Raw genomic sequence first — 17,443 nt, 5'->3', positions numbered from 1 at the left:
GTAGCGGCGGCAGCACTAGCTCGATCGTCAGGAGGAAGGGACGCGGTGCGCCACAATTCGCCAGTTGATGGTCGAGCAGGCGATCAGTGAAGCTGTCGCCAAGCTACACTGGCCCGCCAACCGCCGGTCTCGACGCGCCGACCGGCTAGTAAATGCGCCGGCGATTTCGGCGCCTGTCTTGGCGCGGATGGCCGGCGCGAGCTTTCTTCCCGAGGTCTTAGAGCAAATCCACATATGGCCTTAACAGGTCAGCCGCTTCCAGGAGTCCGATCGATTCCATTTTCAGCAACAACGCTTCGGCCGTAATCGCCGGTTTCTTAAATCGCTCGCGCATTTGCCGGATGGCTGCGACGGCACGGCCTTCATCTAGCGCAATCGTGTCCGCGATGAACTCGTCCGTCGACTTTGCTTCCATGTTGAGCGCCGCAAGCACTGGCTCGGGGAAGTGCTTCAGGTTTTCTGTCACGATCGTGGCCGCTTGAGTCTTGACTGCGGCAGCGATTACGTGCGCATCGTTGGGATCGGGCAAGGTGGCAGCAACGGACAGAAAATTATCGAAGTCCGTCACCATGGCGTCCTCGAATGCTGTCTCCATATTAGCGCGGGCCCGTTTTGCCTGCTCAGCTGCGTTATGCTCGCCCTTATCGTTGAGAAGTTTTTCGATCGCTGCTTCGGTCTCTTCAAGGATGCGCACCGACCAGCGGAGGCGGAAAAAACCAGCCTCCGCCAGCGACAGCAACAAATTCCTTTTCAGGGGGCTGACGAGCGTGCAGGCGTCGATGAGCGCAGTAAACCGGTTGGCAAACAAGGCTTATATGTGCTCCGCATCGAACTCGGCGAGGTCAGAGAGCGCTTTGCTGCGCTTCTCGTCACGGACACGCTTATAGGCAAACAAGTCTTCTGCCCTGATCCTGCGATGACGGCCTACCGTTGAGTAATGGATGTCGCCGCGCTCAAGCAGTGAGATCAGGAACGGACGCGAGACATTCAGGATGTCAGCCGCCTGTTGCGTGGTCAGCATCTCATGTACGGGCACCAGCGTCACCGCATCGCCGTGCGCGATATGTCGCAGCAATTCCATCAGCAGCCCCGACAGGGCTGGAGACAGGCTGATCTCGGTCGGCTTCTTCTGCTCGTCCTTGAGGACGCGCAGCTTGACGTCACCATCGACATGGGACGCGAGTATCTGGCGAAGCTGGTTGGCCGCCGCCTTCTCGCTCGCGGAAGGCAGCCTGTCCGCCCCCAGCTCCTGAGCGTACGCTGGCATGGTCATTGTGGTTCTCCCCTCTGTAGGCTCATACATAAGCAATATTCGAAATAAACGCAACTGTCGAAATAAACGAAATAGTCGAAATAAGCGCAACTTGAACCAAGCATAAGCGCTCTAAGTTCATGATGCGCCTGGGGGAACCCGACGGTGATCGCGCACGAAAGGGGCTTTTTGGGCGGATTGGTAAAGCATGTCGGCCACGGGTGCGTCGAAAGGCCCCACGTCAAGGGCAGCGGCGAGGGGCGAAGGTCGCCATTCCACATCCATCGGCGGATAGCGAATGCTCTCGCCTAAAGAGGGGGCATGCCGCACTCTTTTCAACTTCCCACTCCGGCACCCGCTTAAGGGGCAATCGTTCAATCATTGCCCGTGATCCTCACAATGCGGTTGACCAAGCCGGCGAGCGCCGCAAAGGCCTCACGCTTTTCATCCAGATATTCGTACCGGTCATAGGTCTCACGCACCCCGCCGATCACATGACCAAGGCAGCGCTCGGCATGATCCGCAGGAACCTTGGCCCGGCTCATCAGCGATCGGGCGGTGCGACGCAGGTCGTGCAGGGTCCAGTTCGGCATTGGCTCGCGTTCTTCGGCTTCGCGGCGCCGCGCGATCTCGGTGTTGAGTGCGCGCTTGGCTTTGGAGAAGCCCGAGAAAGCCTTCGCGCCGAACGTGGTCGAGAATACGAACCATGAATTGCCGTTGGCCCCATGCGGCTTGCCACCAATCAGCGCCTTCACGGCGTCGGTGAGCGGGATCACGTGATCCAGTTTGGTCTTGTAGCGCTCGCCGGGGATGGTCCGGAGGTCGCCCTCGAACTCAGTCGAGTGCATGCTGGCGCCTTCATTGCGCCGGGCAGCGCAGAGCAACAGCGATCGCACATAGCGCGGATAGCACTCCGGCAGATCGGGAGCAGTGTCGAGGCCGGCCCATACGTCGCGGATTTCATCGTCGGTTAGCGTGCGTTTCCGGGACTTTGGCGCTTCCGGTCGATGAGTGCCGCTCACGGGGTTGGCTTCAATCTCATAGCCTTCACGAATGGCCCAGTTGAACAGGGCAGACAATTTCGAGCGAGCCCGGGCCGCTGATACCGCGCCGCGTTCGGCTTCGATCTCGGCAAGTTGGGCAGTCATATCGCGTCGGCGGATCGCGAAGATGGAAACCGAATGGAGCGGCTTCCAGACGACCAGCAGATATCGTTCGGTCTCTGAATACGTCTTCGGCCGCTGGCGTTTCTTGGCGTGAGCCAGATATCCATCGACGACTTTGCCAAGTGTGTCGGCTGCTTGGTCGCGGGCCTCCTTCTTCCCGGCCTGCGGGTCCTTCCCATCCGCGACCAAACCGAGCAACCGTTTTGCTTCGCGCCGCGCCTTCTCCGGGGTCCATGGGGCGCCATGCGGGCCGATGGTGACAAACCGCTGACGGCCGAACACGCGGTACTTAAGGACGTAGGTGGCTTGCTCACGCTGGCGCCGAACGCCGAAGCCCCGCACCGCTTCGCGATGGTCTGCGTCCCAAATAGTCTCGCCCGGCTTGAGTGCTTGCACTGCGCGGATCGTTATACTCGAAACAGCCATCTATCGCCTCTGTAGCTACCGCGTAGCTACCACCATAGCGCCAATTACAGCGCAGGCAAGGCGGGACACGGCGGGCTTATTAGTTGATAATGCTGTGTATTTCGTACGAACGGCGGGAATGGCGTAGCCCCGGCGGAGCCCGTGCTGTGTCTGTGGAACAGGAGGTCGGTGGTTCGAGCCCACCCAACTGTACCAGCAAAATCAATGTCTTGTTCTGGCGTCAGCCCGAGCCGTTAGCTGTTGCCATGTCGTGCCCATTGTAGGGCAGACAAGACTGATGTGGCGAAGTTCGGCCTTGATAATATTGCCATTTTTGTACTTGATGCCGAAAGTCGGGAGCCCACGAGTACCATTTTGCTGTCTTTAAGACAGGAGGTTCATAAGCTTTATTTTGACTGATTATATAACAAAATAAACATATTAGCCAAGTGCTGATCGAAGAAATAGCTACCGAATAGCTACCACAGCTGCGGAAGACGAGGAGGAGGCAACGCGATGGTGCGCCAATGTCTGACAGCACACTTCAAAAAACCGCTGCGGATCATGGACTGCAATATTGGCACCGACGGCGACGGGCGCCTGCGCCTTGCGCGGGACCACGTCAATCCTGCTTAATGTAACGAGAAGCGGCGCGTTCGACGGCGATGTAGTGGAAGTCCAACTCCTCACGACAACTAGGAAAGATGGCCGGCGGCGATAAGCTGTACGGCGCCTAGTTCGGTAAGGGTGACAATGTGCGGCAACTATAGAAGGTGGCGCGTGCACAACAGGTGCACTGGAGATCAAGAAAAATCTCACCACAAGCGGCGTGAGGAGGCTTGTAGCGCATACGCTGGATCTAAATGTCGAGGACGGAGGCAGGCGGTGCTTACGTGCAGCTGTTCAAGATGGAATGATCGAGAATCGTGGGTTTGACTCCCACTCTCTCCGCGCCATTTGTCCGATTTTCCACGCGAGTCTTCGATCCTGTACTATCTGGTGCGCGGTAGCGCGCTGTTGGCTGCGCTTGCGCGGGCAAAACTCTAATCTTCAGTGGCTTTGCGGAGATCCTGTCGGTGATCGCCTCCACAAGGAGGACCATAGTTGGACGCACGCTCTGTGCCCTCGTGCGCGCCCAGGAGACCGAGCGCCAGCAAGTGCTTCGTCGTCTGGTTGTTGTTGGAGCAGTTGCTGGTCGAATTGCTTGAGCGGGAGAAAATCAACGCAAGCACGCGCCTCAAGAAGAGTGACACGCCGTTACACGTTCAGCCGCCGCCGCCCATCGGTTGCCATATTCCTGCTATCCTGTGGCGACCTGTGCATTTTTTGCGCGTTCGAGATCGCGGGTCTCGGAGCTTTCGGGGATCGGAGCGGAATGCTGTTCGCGTCGGAGGCAGCACCAATGGTGGCGCGGGACACCGCCCGACGTGCGACCGCCTGGGTCGCGCTTGCGGCGTTGATCCTCCAGATCCTGCTCTGTTTCGGCCACTCTCACGATCACGGCGTCGCTCCCGCGCGCAACGCCGTGCACGGCGTGACAGTGGTGGGAAGCGCCCTCACGCCTCCGACGACGTCGCTGGTTTCACAGGCTCATCCCGCCGGACTGGATGATGACGAGGAGCATTGCAGCATATGCTTCTCCGGCTTCCTGCTGTCGACGACGTCGTTGCCGGACGCCCGTGGACATTCTCCTTTGTTCGATCCTGCCGGCGCGGGCAACCTATTCACGTCGATCCCGCGCGCTGCATCCGAGCTTCGTCGCCCGGCGTTTTTCTCCCGCGGACCTCCTTCCCTCGTCTGACAATTGCGCTGGCGGCCGCTTGGTCGCTGCTGGCGCGCTCGACCGGAATTCGCGGACGCTCGTCCGTGCAAGTCTGCGCGCGCTCAACGAGTGCGCACGCTGGCCGGAGCGGTTTCGCATTCAATCTGATATCGCGCGACCCCGGCGTTGATGCCATTGCACGAATGGTGAGCGATCATGACGAGGCTGATCTATCGACACTGCTTGGCGGCGCTGCTGACCTGGCTCATCTCCGGCCGCGCGGAAGCCCATCCCCACGTCTGGGTGACGTTTCACAGCGAAGTCATCTACGCGGCGGACGGCAGCATGACGGGTGTGCGCCATGCATGGGCGTTCGACGACATGTTTTCCGCCTACGCTCTCCAAGGCATCCATCACGCCAGGAAAGGCGTGTACACGCGCGAAGAACTCGCTTCGCTTGCTCAGTTGAACGTAGAGTCGTTGAAGGAGTACGACTATTTCACCTTCGCACGAGCCGACGGCAAGAAGTTGAAGTTCTCAGGCCCGGCCGACTATTGGCTCGAATACAAGAATCCGGCCCTCGTCCTCCATTTCACATTGCCATTGAAGGCGCCGGTCGCTGGCAAAACCACTCAGATCGAGATCTACGACCCCTCGATCTTTGTCGACTTCGAGTTCGCCAAGGACAGCCCCGTTTCGATTAGTGGGGCTCCGCAGTGCGTTGCGACCTACGATCTGCCGCATGAGCCAACACCTGCCGAACAGTTGCGACTGAGCCAGCTCGACAACGCGCCCCTCGATCCCCTGAGCACCTACGGCGAGACTTTCGCCAATAAGATCCTGGTGAAATGCCCATGACCAAATCACGCACTGCCTTGCTGCTGGCGCTTGTCGTCGTCGCGGCGGTCAGCTCAGTCGACACCGCATGGGCGCAAGGTACCCCGTTCGGCGCCCCGCATCCAACCGCAAACATGTCTGCTTCTGGCCTTGCAGGGTGGATCTTCGCGAAACAGGCAGAATTCTATCGCTCGCTGTCGGGTTACATTCGGGCCTGCAAGGATGACGGCACAGCCACATGGAGCTTGTTCGTCATCTCGCTCCTCTACGGCGTTTTTCACGCCGTCGGTCCCGGTCACGGCAAGGCCGTGATCTCATCCTATCTCGTCGCTAACCGCGAAACCTGGCGACGGGGTGTGGTTCTTTCGTTTGCATCGGCCTCCCTTCAATCCGCCGTCGCCATCGTCATCGTGACGATTGCGGCACTTCTTCTCGACACGACGGCAGCGGCGATCGGAACGGCCGTCCACGTCGTCGAGATCATGAGCTATGGGCTCGTGGTCCTCATCGGTTTGCGACTGGTCTTCGTCAAGGGGCGCGCCTTTGCCGTCGCCTGCCGTGATGTGGCCTGGCAAGAGCCGCCGGCACTTGCCGTCGCCTCCGGTTTAAGCGGGGAGCATCTCCGGCCTCCCGTTCCGCCAGCGCGCGCCATGGCAATGCGTCCCGGTCGCTGTCAGGCCCCGGGATGCGGCCACGTCCACGATCTTAATTGTCAGGCTCACGACTACCACGAATCTGCCTGGGGACATGCGCACGGGCCTGAACCGGCTGAGCTTGCCGGCACGGGCGGCTGGCAGCGCGGTCTCTCCGCAGTCGTCGCGGTCGGGTTGCGGCCGTGCTCGGGCGCGATCATCCTGCTGGTCTTTGCACTGGCGCAAGACCTTTTCTGGACCGGCGTCGGCGCTACGCTGCTGATGGGCCTCGGCACGGCGGTGACCGTCGCGGCGATCGCAACGCTCGCGGTCAGCGCGCGCGAGATCGCCGGCCGTGTTGCCAAGGCTCAGGCCGGCTTTGGCATGCTCGCGATCCGGGCGCTCGAGGTCGGGGCGTCGGTGGCGATTGTCGCCTTTGGTGCCCTGCTCCTGGCCGGCTACATGGCAACGGAGCAGCTTTGGATGTTCGCGCGGTAACGTCCGAGACGAAGGGAGCGGAAAAGAAGTTACGGCTTGCAAGTCGGCACAGGACTCGCGGCAGGCTCAGGATCTTGATGGTATCGAGCGAGGATCGGCTCAAGAACCTCTCTTGACCAGAATTTCGGAGTGCCGATCCGCTTCAGGCAAAGGGCGTTCCAATAAGGTCCATTGGACGAAAACGATCGGCGCGCCGAAACGGCTTGCTCAACCGCCTTTATGTCCTGGGATTCCGGGTAAATGTAGACCGTTGCCGGTTCACCGAGCAGCGGAATGATCTGTTCTGCGTCGGATAGCGACCAGCTCGTGCATCCATTGCTGCGTCCGCTCGCGTAGTCCACGAGGGTTCCGACCGGAACGCAACCATTCACATTGGCATACGGACTACGCGCCATGCTTCGATAATGGATGCCCTTCAGGACAATGGCTGGATGCCCGCCGATCGCACGCTCTCTGGCATTGGCAGTCTCTCCCTCGCCATCGAACTGAACGAACGAGCGCATCAGGATGGCCTCCCGTTTCGCGGCGTTGCGGAAGTAGCCCTTGAAGGAGGTTTTCGTCTCGGCCGTCACATAGGCGCCGCCGGTCGTCAAATTCGAGTCCAGTGCATTGCCGAAATTTTTCGCGCACTCCTTTCCGTTCACGAAATTCAACGCGCCTTTGATATTGCGCCCGCTGCCGTGTCCCGCGGACATCGCGCGAAATGACCGGTCGGCTTCGCAGATCTCGTAAAAGCGCTTTCCCAACCCGCCATCGCTCGGCCGCGTCGCGTCCATGGCGAAATAGCAGGGATTTTTGACGACGCCCGCGGCCACCTTTCGCAGATAAAGCGCGCGCGCTCTCTGCAAGACCACTGAAGCGATCTGCCCCTCGCCGTCACCGACATGGCTCTTCAGCCAAGCCGGGATATCCGGCGGCTGGTCCACCGCAAAGGCTCCAGCCGCCGGCCACGCGGCGATGGTCACGCCGAGCACACCCCCGATGAGAAAGCGCAATCCAAACCGCAACGGATCGCCTCCAGAACTGCCGTTCAAGCCGCTTGATCGGCCCGTCGCCACGCCGGAAAGGGATCCGGCAGCTTGGCCCATCCGGCGACATCCATCGCAGGCCTGCCCGGGACGAGGCAGGCATCGAGCCGTGCGCGGATCGCCGCTTCGTCCATACCGACGCCGATAAATACGATTTCCTGGCGGCGGTGGCCATAGATCTCGTTCCATTGCTTGCGCAGATTTTTGCGCCAGACGGGATCGTCGGGCCAGCGTTCGGCGGGAACGGCGGCCCACCAGAACCCCAAGGCTTCGGTGCGCTCGATCGAGCCCACCTGGCTGATCTCGCCGAGCCATTGCGGCCGGGTCGCGAGCCAAAAAAGCCCCTTCGCGCGGATGACACCCCGTTAAGGCTGCTTGATGAACTGGTCGAACTTAACCGGATCGAACGGCCGAACAGCGCGGTAGACGAAGTTCGTCACGCCGTATTCTTCGCTTTCCGGGACGTGTTCTGCGAAGCCATAGAGTTCCTTGTACCAGAGTGGGTGCTGACGTCGATCTCCGAAGATCGTGAACCGTCCAATGGGGCAGGGCTTCGCCCAGGGCGTCCGCGATGCGCGCATCAAGCGCCGTTTTCGACTTTGACCAGCCGGAGAACCCGCGATGCGGGTCACCGCTGCGTCGGGGTCCGTCACCAAAGAGAAAGTCTCGGCCGTTTCGGCGGGGCGGGAGTAGCGCCAAGGCGGCGGGAACCAATGGCAGCACGTGCTCGCGATGGTTCTTGGTCCGGGCGCCGGGCAGCGTCCAGAACCCCGAACTAGTATCAAGTTCGGCCCATTGCATGCTGCCTACTTCATCACGGCGTTGGGCGGTGAGCAGCAACAAACGCACAATGCGACCGTAATCGTCATCGCCACAGGCCCGCCAGATGGCAGATAGCTCCCTCTCCGTGAGGACCCGTTCGCGGCTTCCCGGCTGGGCGGGCCGATTGGTGCCGAGAACGGGGTTCGCGGCAATATCGAGGCCCTCGCGTATTGCCCAGTTGAACATTGAGGACAGGGCTGTACGGGCGCGGGCTGCCAAGACCGCTCCATGAGCTGATGCGATGTCAGCGATACGAGCCGAGATATGACGGCGTGCAATCTGGAAAACCGAGACCGGATGCAGGGGTTTCCAAGCGACCAACAAGTAGCGTTCAATTTCCGAATAGGTCCCGGGCTTCAGCCTCTGTTTGGCGTTCTGGAGATACTGATCCGCGATTACCGAAAGTGTGTCGGCCGCCTGCAAGCGCGCCTTGGCTTTCTCGTCCGCCGGGTCTTTGCCATTGGCAACCAGGCCCAAAAGCCGCTTGGCCTCCTTACGTGCCAGTTCGGGTGTCCAAGGGGCGCCGTGAGGACCGATGGTGACGAAGCGTTGCCGACCGAACACTCGGTACTTAAGAATGTAGCTCACTTGGTTACGCTGACGCCGAACGCCAAAACCCTGCACTGCTTCGCGGTGATCTGCGTCCCAAATGGTCTCGCCAGGCTTGAGCGCTTGCACTGCACGGATCGTTACATTCGAAACAGCCGACAGGGGGTCCGGAGTTGAGATCTAGCTAGAACGTTCAACAAAACCAGTAGATTGTCTCAGTTCCCTCGAACATCTAGCTACCGAATAGCTACTACTGCGGGTGGGACATTAAGCGGCCGTCGATCAGGTTCGTGACCGGGGAGTTCGATCCGGTCGAGACGTGAGCAGTCCCTGGCATTGGCGCGACGGGCCAGTATCCCGACGTTGATGGTCTACGGCGATCAGACACCCCGCGATCGCGGACCGAGATGGAGGCAATAGCGAAAGTTGACGCCGTCCAAAGGGCCTGTCTTCCGGAAGGAAAACTCTCTCTGCACGAGGAGTTCGTCGCGGAAGTCGTCGCGCCATTTCCAGCCGGAGGCCCATAGCGCCTACGTCGGTCAGATCGGAGCCCGCCGCGGTCGATTGGGTGCTGATGAAAATGCTCTTCCGAACTATTTGAGCGCCTAGCTCTTCGCCGCATCGACGGCTTCCTTTAGTACAAGAGGCCACAGATTCCTAGGACCTCAGTGCTGACCATGTTCGTCTCGTTTTTCCCCCGACCCAAGCTGTTCTTTCTCTCGGCCATCGTTTGGACTGCATTGGCGATGCTGGTCTGGTATGGCTTCGCGAGCAATCTGTTCGAAGCAACTCAAAGGCCGATCGGAGTGGCGACGTTCTGGTCGGCCCCGGCTCTTTGGTTCGACCTCTATTTTGCTGTGTGCGCCGTGGTCTTCGCGGCTGCCTGGATGCTGTTCGCGCCACATCCCTGGGCGAACTGGTCCATTCTCGGCTCCGCGCTGATCTTGTTCACGTCCTACTTTCAGGTTCAGGTCAGCGTGGCCATCAACAGCTGGTACGGACCGTTTTACGACCTCATCCAGGCCGCGCTTTCGAAATCGGCGCCGGTCACGGTCGAGCGGTTCTACGCTGAATTATCGACCTTTGCCGGCATCGCCTTTGTCGCAGTCGTGGTCGGCGTGCTCACGCGATTCTTTGTCAGCCACTACATCTTCCGCTGGCGGACGGCGATGAACGACTTCTACGTCGCTAACTGGTCGCGGCTGCGCACCATCGAAGGCGCCTCGCAGCGGGTGCAGGAAGATACCATGCGCTTTGCGAGCACCATGGAAGGTCTCGGCGTCAATCTCATCAGTGCCGTGCTTACGCTCCTGGCCTTCCTCCCCGTTCTCGTGAAGCTGTCCGGCAGCGTCACGGAGCTACCCGTGATCGGCTCGATCCCCTATCCGCTGGTGTTTGCTGCGGTGATCTGGTCGGTGTTTGGCACCGGTGTTCTGGCGCTGATCGGTATACGCCTGCCTGCAATCGAGTTTTTCAACCAGCGGGTCGAGGCTTCCTATCGCAAGGAACTGGTGCTCGGCGAGGATGATCCGGCCCGCGCCGATCCACCAACACTGGGCGTGCTGTTTGGCGACATTCGCAGGAACTATTTTCGCCTCTATCTGAACTTCATGTATTTCAACATCGGTCGCATTGTCTATCTGCAGACCGACGTCATCTTTCCATACATCCTGCTCGCACCAACGATCATTGCCGGCAAGATCACGTTGGGAACGATGAACCAGATTTTGAACGCGTTCACGCAGGTCCGAACCTCGTTTCAGTATCTCGTCAACGCCTGGAGCACGATCGTCGAGCTGATTTCGATCTACCAACGGCTGCGGAGTTTTGAGGCCAAGCTCCATGGCGAGCCGCTGCCCTCGATCGAGACGGAAACCGAGCTGCTGGGATGATGTCTGCCAGTTGCGGGACGGCATTGGTATGAGAGGCGGCGATCTGCGCTGTGCTAAGGGCAATGCCAAGTTCATCGTCCGGTGCTCTCTGCATCGCTCAGGGTCTTGAGAAACGCGACGATGTCATCGATCTCGCTCGCCGACAACGCCGGCTGGTCCGCGGTGCGCGCGCCAAAGGGCGGTTCGCTGTTGATGTTGAGTTGGTATTGTGTGGGCACGTCGTCGTACTTGCGGACCTTGCCGTTGGCGTTGCGTGCATACCATTTGTCCGGATCGGTGTCGCGCTCGACGTAGAACGCCACAGCCTCGCGCAGGCTATGCACCGATCCATTGTGGAAGAATGTCTTGCGTAATGCGACGTTGCGCAGCGACGGCGTCCGGAACAGGCCGCAGAATTCTCCGCGACCGGCAAGATCGGAACGCAACGGCCCGCACGCGCCGAGATCATAAAAATTCGGGTCGGCATTGGCCGGGATGTGGCGATTGCGGGGAACGCCGATGGCGATCAGCCCGTAATCGGTGAATTGCGGCGGTGTTCCGTCATTGCCGGGTGCACTGCGATGGCAGTTTGCGCAATTGCCTTTGGCCGGATCGTTGAACAGAGCAAGCCCGCGCGTTTCCTGCGGCGATAGTTGCACGCGGCCGGCTAGATAGCCGTCGTACCGGCTGCTGTATGGATAGAATTCCGCGGCGTTCTGCTGGTAGACTTCGAGTGCCTCGACCACGCCGGCGAAGGCCCGCTCGGAATCATCGAAGATCGTATCGCTGAAAATCCTGCGCATTTCGTCCGCGTAACCGGCCTTGCGCACCTTCGCTGCGACATCGGCCGCTCCGTCATTTGCCATTTCGAATGGCGATAGCAGCGGCAGGCGAGCCTGATCTCGGCGGCGGTCGACGCGACCGTCCCAGGTCAGCCCGCCGGTCGGGCCATTGTCGACGCTCGGGTCGCCCTCATCGTCGGACTCATAGTAGTGCTCGGCGAATTGCGGCACGGCCTGCAGATATTTCAGCGACGGCACGGCGCGCAGACCGGGCTCGCGCATGGTCTTGCCACCCAATTGGACATCACGAGTGTTGGGCGGGCCGTAGCCAAACCGTGGATCGTGACATGTGGTGCAAGCCAAACGTCCGGACGCGGACAGGGACGGGTCGGCGAACAGCTTGCGGCCGAGCGCGTCAAGCGCGGCTGCCCGGGCATAGGCTTGCGCGCGGCTCAAGCCGGCGCTTCCGCTCTGCGCGGGGGCGCGGGCGACGCTGACGGTGAGGGCACCTAACAGGACAAGCAGCAGTGCTCGTCCAACGGCAAACGCACTCATGCATGATTCTCTAAAGCTGTCGCGAGTGTCTGAAGGACGGGACTCTCGCTGGCGACCGCTGCTTGAGCGGGCTCCAGCGGCGGTATTCTGACAGCTTCGTTACCTCAGCGCCTCGCGTTCATCCAGCCGCCACATAACCCCGGTTTAATGTTGTCGTTGCTGGTTGTCTTGTGACCTGAGATAAAGATCGCACACCGGGCCAATTTGTCCAACGAGGGGGGTACCATGAGGCTCGCTATTCATTTCGCATTGCTCGCAGGCGCTTTCGTCCTGGCTGACGGGGCGCGCGCGCAGGCACAAGCGCAAGGCTCGGGGATCGCCAACATCGAAACTGTGGTGGTGATCTATGCGGAGAACCGCAGCTTCGACAATCTGTACGGATCATTCCCGGGCGCCGACGGGTTGCAGAACGTCACGCCTGCCAATTCGACCCAGGTCGACCGTGATGGGTCCGTATTGAAGGAATTGCCGCCAGTCTGGGACGGGTTGACAGCCAAGGGTGTCACGCCGGTCGTCACACAGGCGCAGACCGAGCACTTGCCGAACAAGCCATTCGCGATCGACGATCCAAATGGCTTCAACACGCCGCTCGGCGTCACCACGCACGACCTCTGGCATCTCTTCTATCAGAACCAGATGCAGATCCATGGCGGCAAGAACGACCGTTTCGTGGCCTATGCGGACTCCGGCGCGTTAGTGATGGGTCACTACGACGGCTCGAAGCTGCCGCTTTGGAATGTCGCGCAACGATACGTGCTCTCCGACAATTTCTTCCAGGGCGCGTTCGGCGGCTCGTTCCTCAATCATTTCCAATTGGTGTGCGCCTGCACGCCGGTCTATCCGAGTGCCGACAAGAGCCCGGCCCAAAAGCTGATCGCGGCGGTCGACCCCGATGGCGTGTCGCTGACGCTCGCGTCCAACTCGCCGGCATCGGCGATCGACGGTATTCCAAAGTTCGTCAACAACGGCGCCATTACGCCGGATTTCTACGCCGTGAATACGATGCAGCCACCCTATCAGCCGAGCAACAACAAGCCGGCACAGAACGGCGACCCGCGCTTTGCCGATCCGGATGCGCCCAACACGTTGCCGCCCCAGCATGACATCACCATCGGCGATCTGCTGAGCCTCAGGGGCGTGAGCTGGGCCTGGTATGCGGGCGCCTGGCAGGATGCGCTTGACGGCGGTCGCGGCAAGCCGGTGCCGAACTTCCAGTTCCATCATCAGACGTTCAACTACTTCGCCCAGTTTGCACCCGGCACGCCAGCGCGCGCCGACCACCTCAAGGACGGCGGCATGAACGGGGTCGAATTGATCAAGGTGATCGACGCCGGCACGCTGCCGCAGGTCACCTTCTACAAGCCGCAGGGCAATCTCAACGAGCACCCCGGTTATACCGATGTCATGTCGGGAGATCAGCATATCGCCGACGTGATCGCCCATCTGGAAAAAAGTCCGCAATGGCCGCACATGCTCGTGCTCGTCACCTATGACGAGAACGGCGGGTTCTGGGATCATGTCGCCCCGCCGAAGGCCGATCGCTGGGGTCCTGGATCGCGCGTCCCGGCGCTGATCGTCTCGCCGTTCGCCAAGAAAGGTTACGTCGATCACACCCAGTACGACACGACGTCCGCTTTGCGCTTCATCACCCGGCGATTCAACCTGCCCGTCCTGCCAGGGCTGGTGGCGCGCGATGCCGCGCTCAGCGCGAATGGACAGCCGGCCATGGGCGATCTGACCGCAGCATTGACGTTCTAGCGGTGCTTGGGGGCAACCTGGTTCTTCGGGGCGCTTATTTGGCGGCCAGAGCCAGCTCGCTCATTTTGCCGGCTTCCGTGCCCACGCGCAGAACACCAATTCCCACAGACAGGTGGCATTGTTTCGCTTGCGTTCAGCCAGAAGGCGCTCGTCGAGCGTATCGACTTGGGCCTCCGTCTCGGTCACGATGCCGTGCTTGAGCAGACGCGGGAGCACTGCGCGGATGATCGCAGCCACCGGGTATTCTGCGGTCGGCGTCAGGACGTTCGCCTCGGCCCGCACGCATTCGACCGTGAGACCCGCGGCTGAAAAGGCGCCATGAAGATCGAAACCCATATGCAGATTGACCTCTTCCTTTCGCAACATGTCCCTTAGCCAGCCGCGGACCTGGTCGTGAAGCGGCAGGAGCGTGCGGTCGTCGTTCACGGAACTCGTATCGTGTTCATGAAAGGCGATCAGGCCGCCCGGTCGTACCGCGCGGGCGAGCTGGGTTATGGCTTGCGCTGCGTCTGGCTGATACATCAGGACACGGCGTCCAACTGCGCCATCGAGCGTGCCGTGTCCTGGAACGACAACATCGAATCCGCCTTCGACGAACGTGATATTGAGGAAACCAGCATCGCGCGCCCGCGCACGGGCGGCTTGAAGTACTTGAGGATCGCGGTCCACCGCGAAGACGTGGCCGTGATCTCCAACGCGCCTGGAGAGCATGAGCGACACCGTGCCGGGTCCACAGCCGATATCGAGCACACGCATGCCCGCGCTGATAGGCGCGTCGTCGAACATCCGCTCAGTCATCTCATTGACGGCGTTGGTCATCGTAATGCGTTTCAATTGCTTGGAGGTACCATCGCCTTCGCGAGGAGGTCGATATTGTGCCGAAACATCCGGGCATAGGTCGGGGCCGGTCCATCAGGGCGTGAGAGCGCCTCCGCATAGAGTTTGCCACCGGGCTGCGCGCCGGTCGCATTCGCGATCTGCTGCACCAGTCGCGGATCATTGGAGGTCTCGATGAAGTAGAACTTCACGTGTTCGGCTCTGACCTGATCAATCAGCCTTGCAACACCGCTTGCGGATGCTTCGGTCTCGGTAGAAAGGCCGAGCGGCGACAGGAAGGTGATGCCGTAGTCGCGACCGAGATATCCGAAGGCGTCGTGGCTAGTCAGAATCTTGCGCTGTTGCGGCGGAATCGGGTCGATGCGCGCGTGAGCGTAGCCATCGAGATCTCGCAATTCTCGTGAGTAGCGAGCAGCATTGTCCTTGAAGTCGTCGGCAGCTTCCGGATCGGCGGCGCTGAGCGCCTTCTCGATATTGGCCACCCACACCAGGACGTTGAGCGGGCTGTTCCAGATGTGCGGATCATCCGAAGTCCGGCTGTTGCGCTGCCGCTCGCGCAGTTTGATGCCGGTCGAGACAATGACCGGTGTGCCTTGATAGCCTGATGCCGTGACGAGCTTCTCGAACCAGCGTTCCAGGCCCTCGCCGCTGAAAAAGGCAAGATCGGCGTCTTTCAGATTCCTTGCATCGTCGGGCGACGGCTCGAATTGATGTGGATCGCCATCGGGCCCGACCAGGCTCTTCACCCGCACATGACTGCCGCCGATCTGCTGCACCACATCTGCCAGCACACTGAAACTAGCGACGACGTTCAGCGTTTTGGCCGAAGCCGATGATGTGGCCATCGCTCCCCAGATCATCAGAGCCGAAAATGCAATGCGGAAGGATGCGTCTTTCATGTTTTCTTTCTCAGCCAGTTAGATGCGGTCGCGGGAGAAGCCTGCGCATTGCCGCGGATGGTCCGATCAGCAGCGAGCAGCCATAGATCAGGCTTGCTGTCAGGATGATCGTCGGACCCGAGGCGAAGCCGAGGTGATAGGACACGATCAGTCCGATGTAGCCCGATACGGCCGCTGTAGCTGCCGCAGTCAACATCATGCCGGGCAGGGATCGAGCCCATAGCTGGGCGACCGTCGCGGGGAGCATCATCAGTCCTACCGCCATCAGCGTCCCGAGGGCTTGAAAGCCGGCAACGAGATTGAGAACGATCAGAAAGAGAAACAGGAAATGGTAAAGCGATCCGCGACCAGCAACGGCGCGGAGAAAGCCGGGATCGAAGCATTCCACCACGAGCGGTCGATAGATGATGGCGAGCGTAACGACGGTTACCGAGGTAGTGGCTCCGATGAAGTACAGTGCCTTTGCGTCGATCGCGAGGATCGTCCCGAACAAGACGTGCAGAAGATCGATGTTGGAGCCGCGTAACGAAACAATGAGAACACCGAGCGCCAGTGATGTCAGATAGAAGCTGGCAAAGCTGGCGTCCTCGCGAAGCGGCGTGGATCGGCTGACTAGTCCGGAGAGTAGCGCCACGCTCAGGCCCGCGACCAGTCCGCCCAACCCCATCGCGGGCAATGAAAGACCGCCGGCAATCAGGAATCCGATCGCAGCTCCCGGCAGCACCGCGTGACTCATGGCGTCGCCGACCAGGCTCATGCGGCGGAGCGTCAGGAGCACGCCGACGGGTCCCGAGCCCAGCCCGAGTGCAACGCATGCGATGAGCGCACGGCGCAGGAAGCCGTACTCGACGAACGGCAGGATGAATAGCTGGTAGAGCGTCATGCAGCGCTCTGGTCCAGCATGTCACAGATGGCAGCGGTCTCGTCCCATCGCTCGGCCATCAGCCGAGCCCGCAGCAGATTGTCGGCCGTCATGGTTGTCACGGTCGGGCCCCATGCGATGGGCTCGCGCGCGAGCAGAAGCGTTTGAGGAAAATGCGCGCGCACTTGTTCGACATCGTGCAGCACCGCAATCACCGTGCGTCCGTCCTGGTGCCAGCACCTCACGACGTGGAGAAGGTCGTGCGTGGTGCGAGCATCGATGGCGGTGAAGGGTTCGTCGAGCAGGATGAGCTTGGCATTCTGCAGCAGCAATCGCGCGAACAGGACGCGCTGGAACTGTCCAGCCGACAGCGTGCCGATAAGTCGCTGTTCAGATCCGGTGAGCCCCACGGATGAAAGGGCGCGTCGCGCCTCCGACACGCTCCCCTCGGAGACTGCGTGGAAAGCCCCGGTCTGGCGCCACGCACCGAGCAGGACCACGTCGCCGACTGTTATCGGGAAGCGACGGTCGATGTCCGCCGCCTGCGGCAGATATCCGATGTCGGTCGGCACCACGTGGCCGCGATCGATCCTACCTGACGCAAGCGGGAGTTCGTGCATCAGAGCTCTGAGAAGGGTCGATTTGCCTGCTCCGTTCGGCCCGACGATTGCTGTCAGGCTTCCGGATGCAAACGAGCCATTGAGATGATGAACCGCGGGATGTCGATCGAACGCGATCGTGACATCTTGCAGATGAATGCCGCCGGTGGTCATGGCCTCGCCACCGCCCAGAGAATGGCCAGCCACAGGCCTGCCAGAGTGCCGCTCACCGCGCCCAGGCGTAGAAGCGCCGAGCGGCCCATGGTTGAGACAGCGAGGGCATCGGGTTTGCTCATGAAGGGCCTGTGGGGAGGAGATTACCGGGTGAT

The 17,443-nt window shown here is 60.7% G+C and carries 16 protein-coding genes; 5 read left to right on the top strand and 11 right to left on the bottom strand.

The window, feature by feature from the left end; genetic code table 11:
- Positions 1 to 217: 217 nt before the first annotated feature.
- The 3 genes from IC761_RS29890 to IC761_RS29880 all read right to left on the bottom strand — a co-directional run bounded on the left by IC761_RS29890 (position 218) and on the right by IC761_RS29880 (position 2,844).
- Complete coding sequence (locus IC761_RS29890) at positions 218 to 808, bottom strand: PIN domain-containing protein (RefSeq protein ID WP_195800243.1); 591 nt, start codon at positions 806 to 808, stop codon at positions 218 to 220.
- Between the two features lie 3 nt (positions 809 to 811).
- Positions 812 to 1,273 (bottom strand): helix-turn-helix domain-containing protein, encoded by a 462-nt coding sequence (locus IC761_RS29885; RefSeq protein ID WP_195800242.1) that lies wholly within the window; start codon positions 1,271 to 1,273, stop codon positions 812 to 814.
- A 353-nt stretch (positions 1,274 to 1,626) separates the two neighbouring features.
- Positions 1,627 to 2,844 carry a tyrosine-type recombinase/integrase gene (locus IC761_RS29880; RefSeq protein WP_195800241.1) on the bottom strand — a complete coding sequence of 406 codons (1,218 nt, stop codon included), beginning with the start codon at positions 2,842 to 2,844 and terminating at the stop codon, positions 1,627 to 1,629.
- Between the two features lie 1,354 nt (positions 2,845 to 4,198).
- On the opposite strand from IC761_RS29880, the gene IC761_RS29875 reads away from it, so the two are divergent.
- The 3 genes from IC761_RS29875 to IC761_RS29865 all read left to right on the top strand — a co-directional run bounded on the left by IC761_RS29875 (position 4,199) and on the right by IC761_RS29865 (position 6,552).
- Positions 4,199 to 4,624, top strand: a complete 426-nt coding sequence (locus IC761_RS29875) for a hypothetical protein (RefSeq protein ID WP_195800240.1) — start codon at positions 4,199 to 4,201, stop codon at positions 4,622 to 4,624.
- Positions 4,625 to 4,801: 177 nt separating this feature from the next.
- The gene (locus tag IC761_RS29870) at positions 4,802 to 5,443 is read left to right on the top strand and encodes a DUF1007 family protein (RefSeq protein ID WP_195800239.1); all 642 of its coding nucleotides are present in this window, start codon (positions 4,802 to 4,804) and stop codon (positions 5,441 to 5,443) included.
- Positions 5,440 to 6,552, top strand: a complete 1,113-nt coding sequence (locus IC761_RS29865; protein ID WP_368367077.1) for a nickel/cobalt transporter — start codon at positions 5,440 to 5,442, stop codon at positions 6,550 to 6,552. Before IC761_RS29870 ends, IC761_RS29865 begins: the two co-directional genes overlap by 4 nt.
- Positions 6,553 to 6,581: 29 nt before the next feature.
- On the opposite strand, the gene IC761_RS29860 is transcribed toward IC761_RS29865, so the two are convergent.
- The 3 genes from IC761_RS29860 to IC761_RS29850 all read right to left on the bottom strand — a co-directional run bounded on the left by IC761_RS29860 (position 6,582) and on the right by IC761_RS29850 (position 9,080).
- Positions 6,582 to 7,640, bottom strand: coding sequence for a murein L,D-transpeptidase catalytic domain family protein (locus IC761_RS29860; protein ID WP_246791360.1), 1,059 nt, complete (start codon positions 7,638 to 7,640; stop codon positions 6,582 to 6,584).
- A complete protein-coding gene (locus tag IC761_RS36255) occupies positions 7,583 to 7,882 on the bottom strand; it encodes a GTP-binding protein (protein WP_438265153.1) in 300 nt (99 codons plus the stop codon). Before IC761_RS36255 ends, IC761_RS29860 begins: the two co-directional genes overlap by 58 nt.
- A 91-nt stretch (positions 7,883 to 7,973) precedes the next feature.
- Complete coding sequence (locus IC761_RS29850) at positions 7,974 to 9,080, bottom strand: tyrosine-type recombinase/integrase (RefSeq protein WP_246791359.1); 1,107 nt, start codon at positions 9,078 to 9,080, stop codon at positions 7,974 to 7,976.
- A gap of 548 nt (positions 9,081 to 9,628) precedes the next feature.
- Between IC761_RS29850 and sbmA the strand changes: the two genes are divergently transcribed.
- Positions 9,629 to 10,843 (top strand): peptide antibiotic transporter SbmA, encoded by a 1,215-nt coding sequence (gene sbmA, locus IC761_RS29845; RefSeq protein ID WP_195800237.1) that lies wholly within the window; start codon positions 9,629 to 9,631, stop codon positions 10,841 to 10,843.
- 71 nt (positions 10,844 to 10,914) lie between these two features.
- On the opposite strand, the gene IC761_RS29840 is transcribed toward sbmA, so the two are convergent.
- A complete protein-coding gene (locus IC761_RS29840) occupies positions 10,915 to 12,159 on the bottom strand; it encodes a cytochrome-c peroxidase (protein WP_195800236.1) in 1,245 nt (414 codons plus the stop codon).
- A gap of 225 nt (positions 12,160 to 12,384) precedes the next feature.
- Here IC761_RS29840 and IC761_RS29835 point away from each other — a divergent pair, with 225 nt between their 5' ends.
- A complete protein-coding gene (locus tag IC761_RS29835; protein ID WP_195800235.1) occupies positions 12,385 to 13,917 on the top strand; it encodes an acid phosphatase in 1,533 nt (510 codons plus the stop codon).
- Between the two features lie 60 nt (positions 13,918 to 13,977).
- Here IC761_RS29835 and IC761_RS29830 read toward each other — a convergent pair whose 3' ends face one another.
- From IC761_RS29830 to IC761_RS29815, 4 genes are read right to left on the bottom strand one after another with little or no spacing between them, the layout of a single operon-like run.
- Positions 13,978 to 14,736: a methyltransferase domain-containing protein gene (locus IC761_RS29830; protein WP_210338492.1), complete on the bottom strand. Its 759-nt coding sequence runs from the start codon at positions 14,734 to 14,736 to the stop codon at positions 13,978 to 13,980.
- Between the two features lie 11 nt (positions 14,737 to 14,747).
- Positions 14,748 to 15,653 (bottom strand): metal ABC transporter solute-binding protein, Zn/Mn family, encoded by a 906-nt coding sequence (locus tag IC761_RS29825; protein WP_195800234.1) that lies wholly within the window; start codon positions 15,651 to 15,653, stop codon positions 14,748 to 14,750.
- A gap of 10 nt (positions 15,654 to 15,663) precedes the next feature.
- Positions 15,664 to 16,536 (bottom strand): metal ABC transporter permease, encoded by an 873-nt coding sequence (locus IC761_RS29820; RefSeq protein WP_195800233.1) that lies wholly within the window; start codon positions 16,534 to 16,536, stop codon positions 15,664 to 15,666.
- A complete protein-coding gene (locus IC761_RS29815) occupies positions 16,533 to 17,288 on the bottom strand; it encodes a metal ABC transporter ATP-binding protein (protein WP_195800232.1) in 756 nt (251 codons plus the stop codon). The genes IC761_RS29820 and IC761_RS29815 overlap by 4 nt, the downstream gene beginning before the upstream one ends.
- Positions 17,289 to 17,443: the final 155 nt, after the last annotated feature.

Origin of the sequence: Bradyrhizobium commune, from assembly GCF_015624505.1 — a bacterium.
Lineage (GTDB): Bacteria > Pseudomonadota > Alphaproteobacteria > Rhizobiales > Xanthobacteraceae > Bradyrhizobium > Bradyrhizobium commune.
Note: the sequence above shows the minus strand (reverse complement) of the source record. Positions and strands in the feature narration are given on the sequence as shown.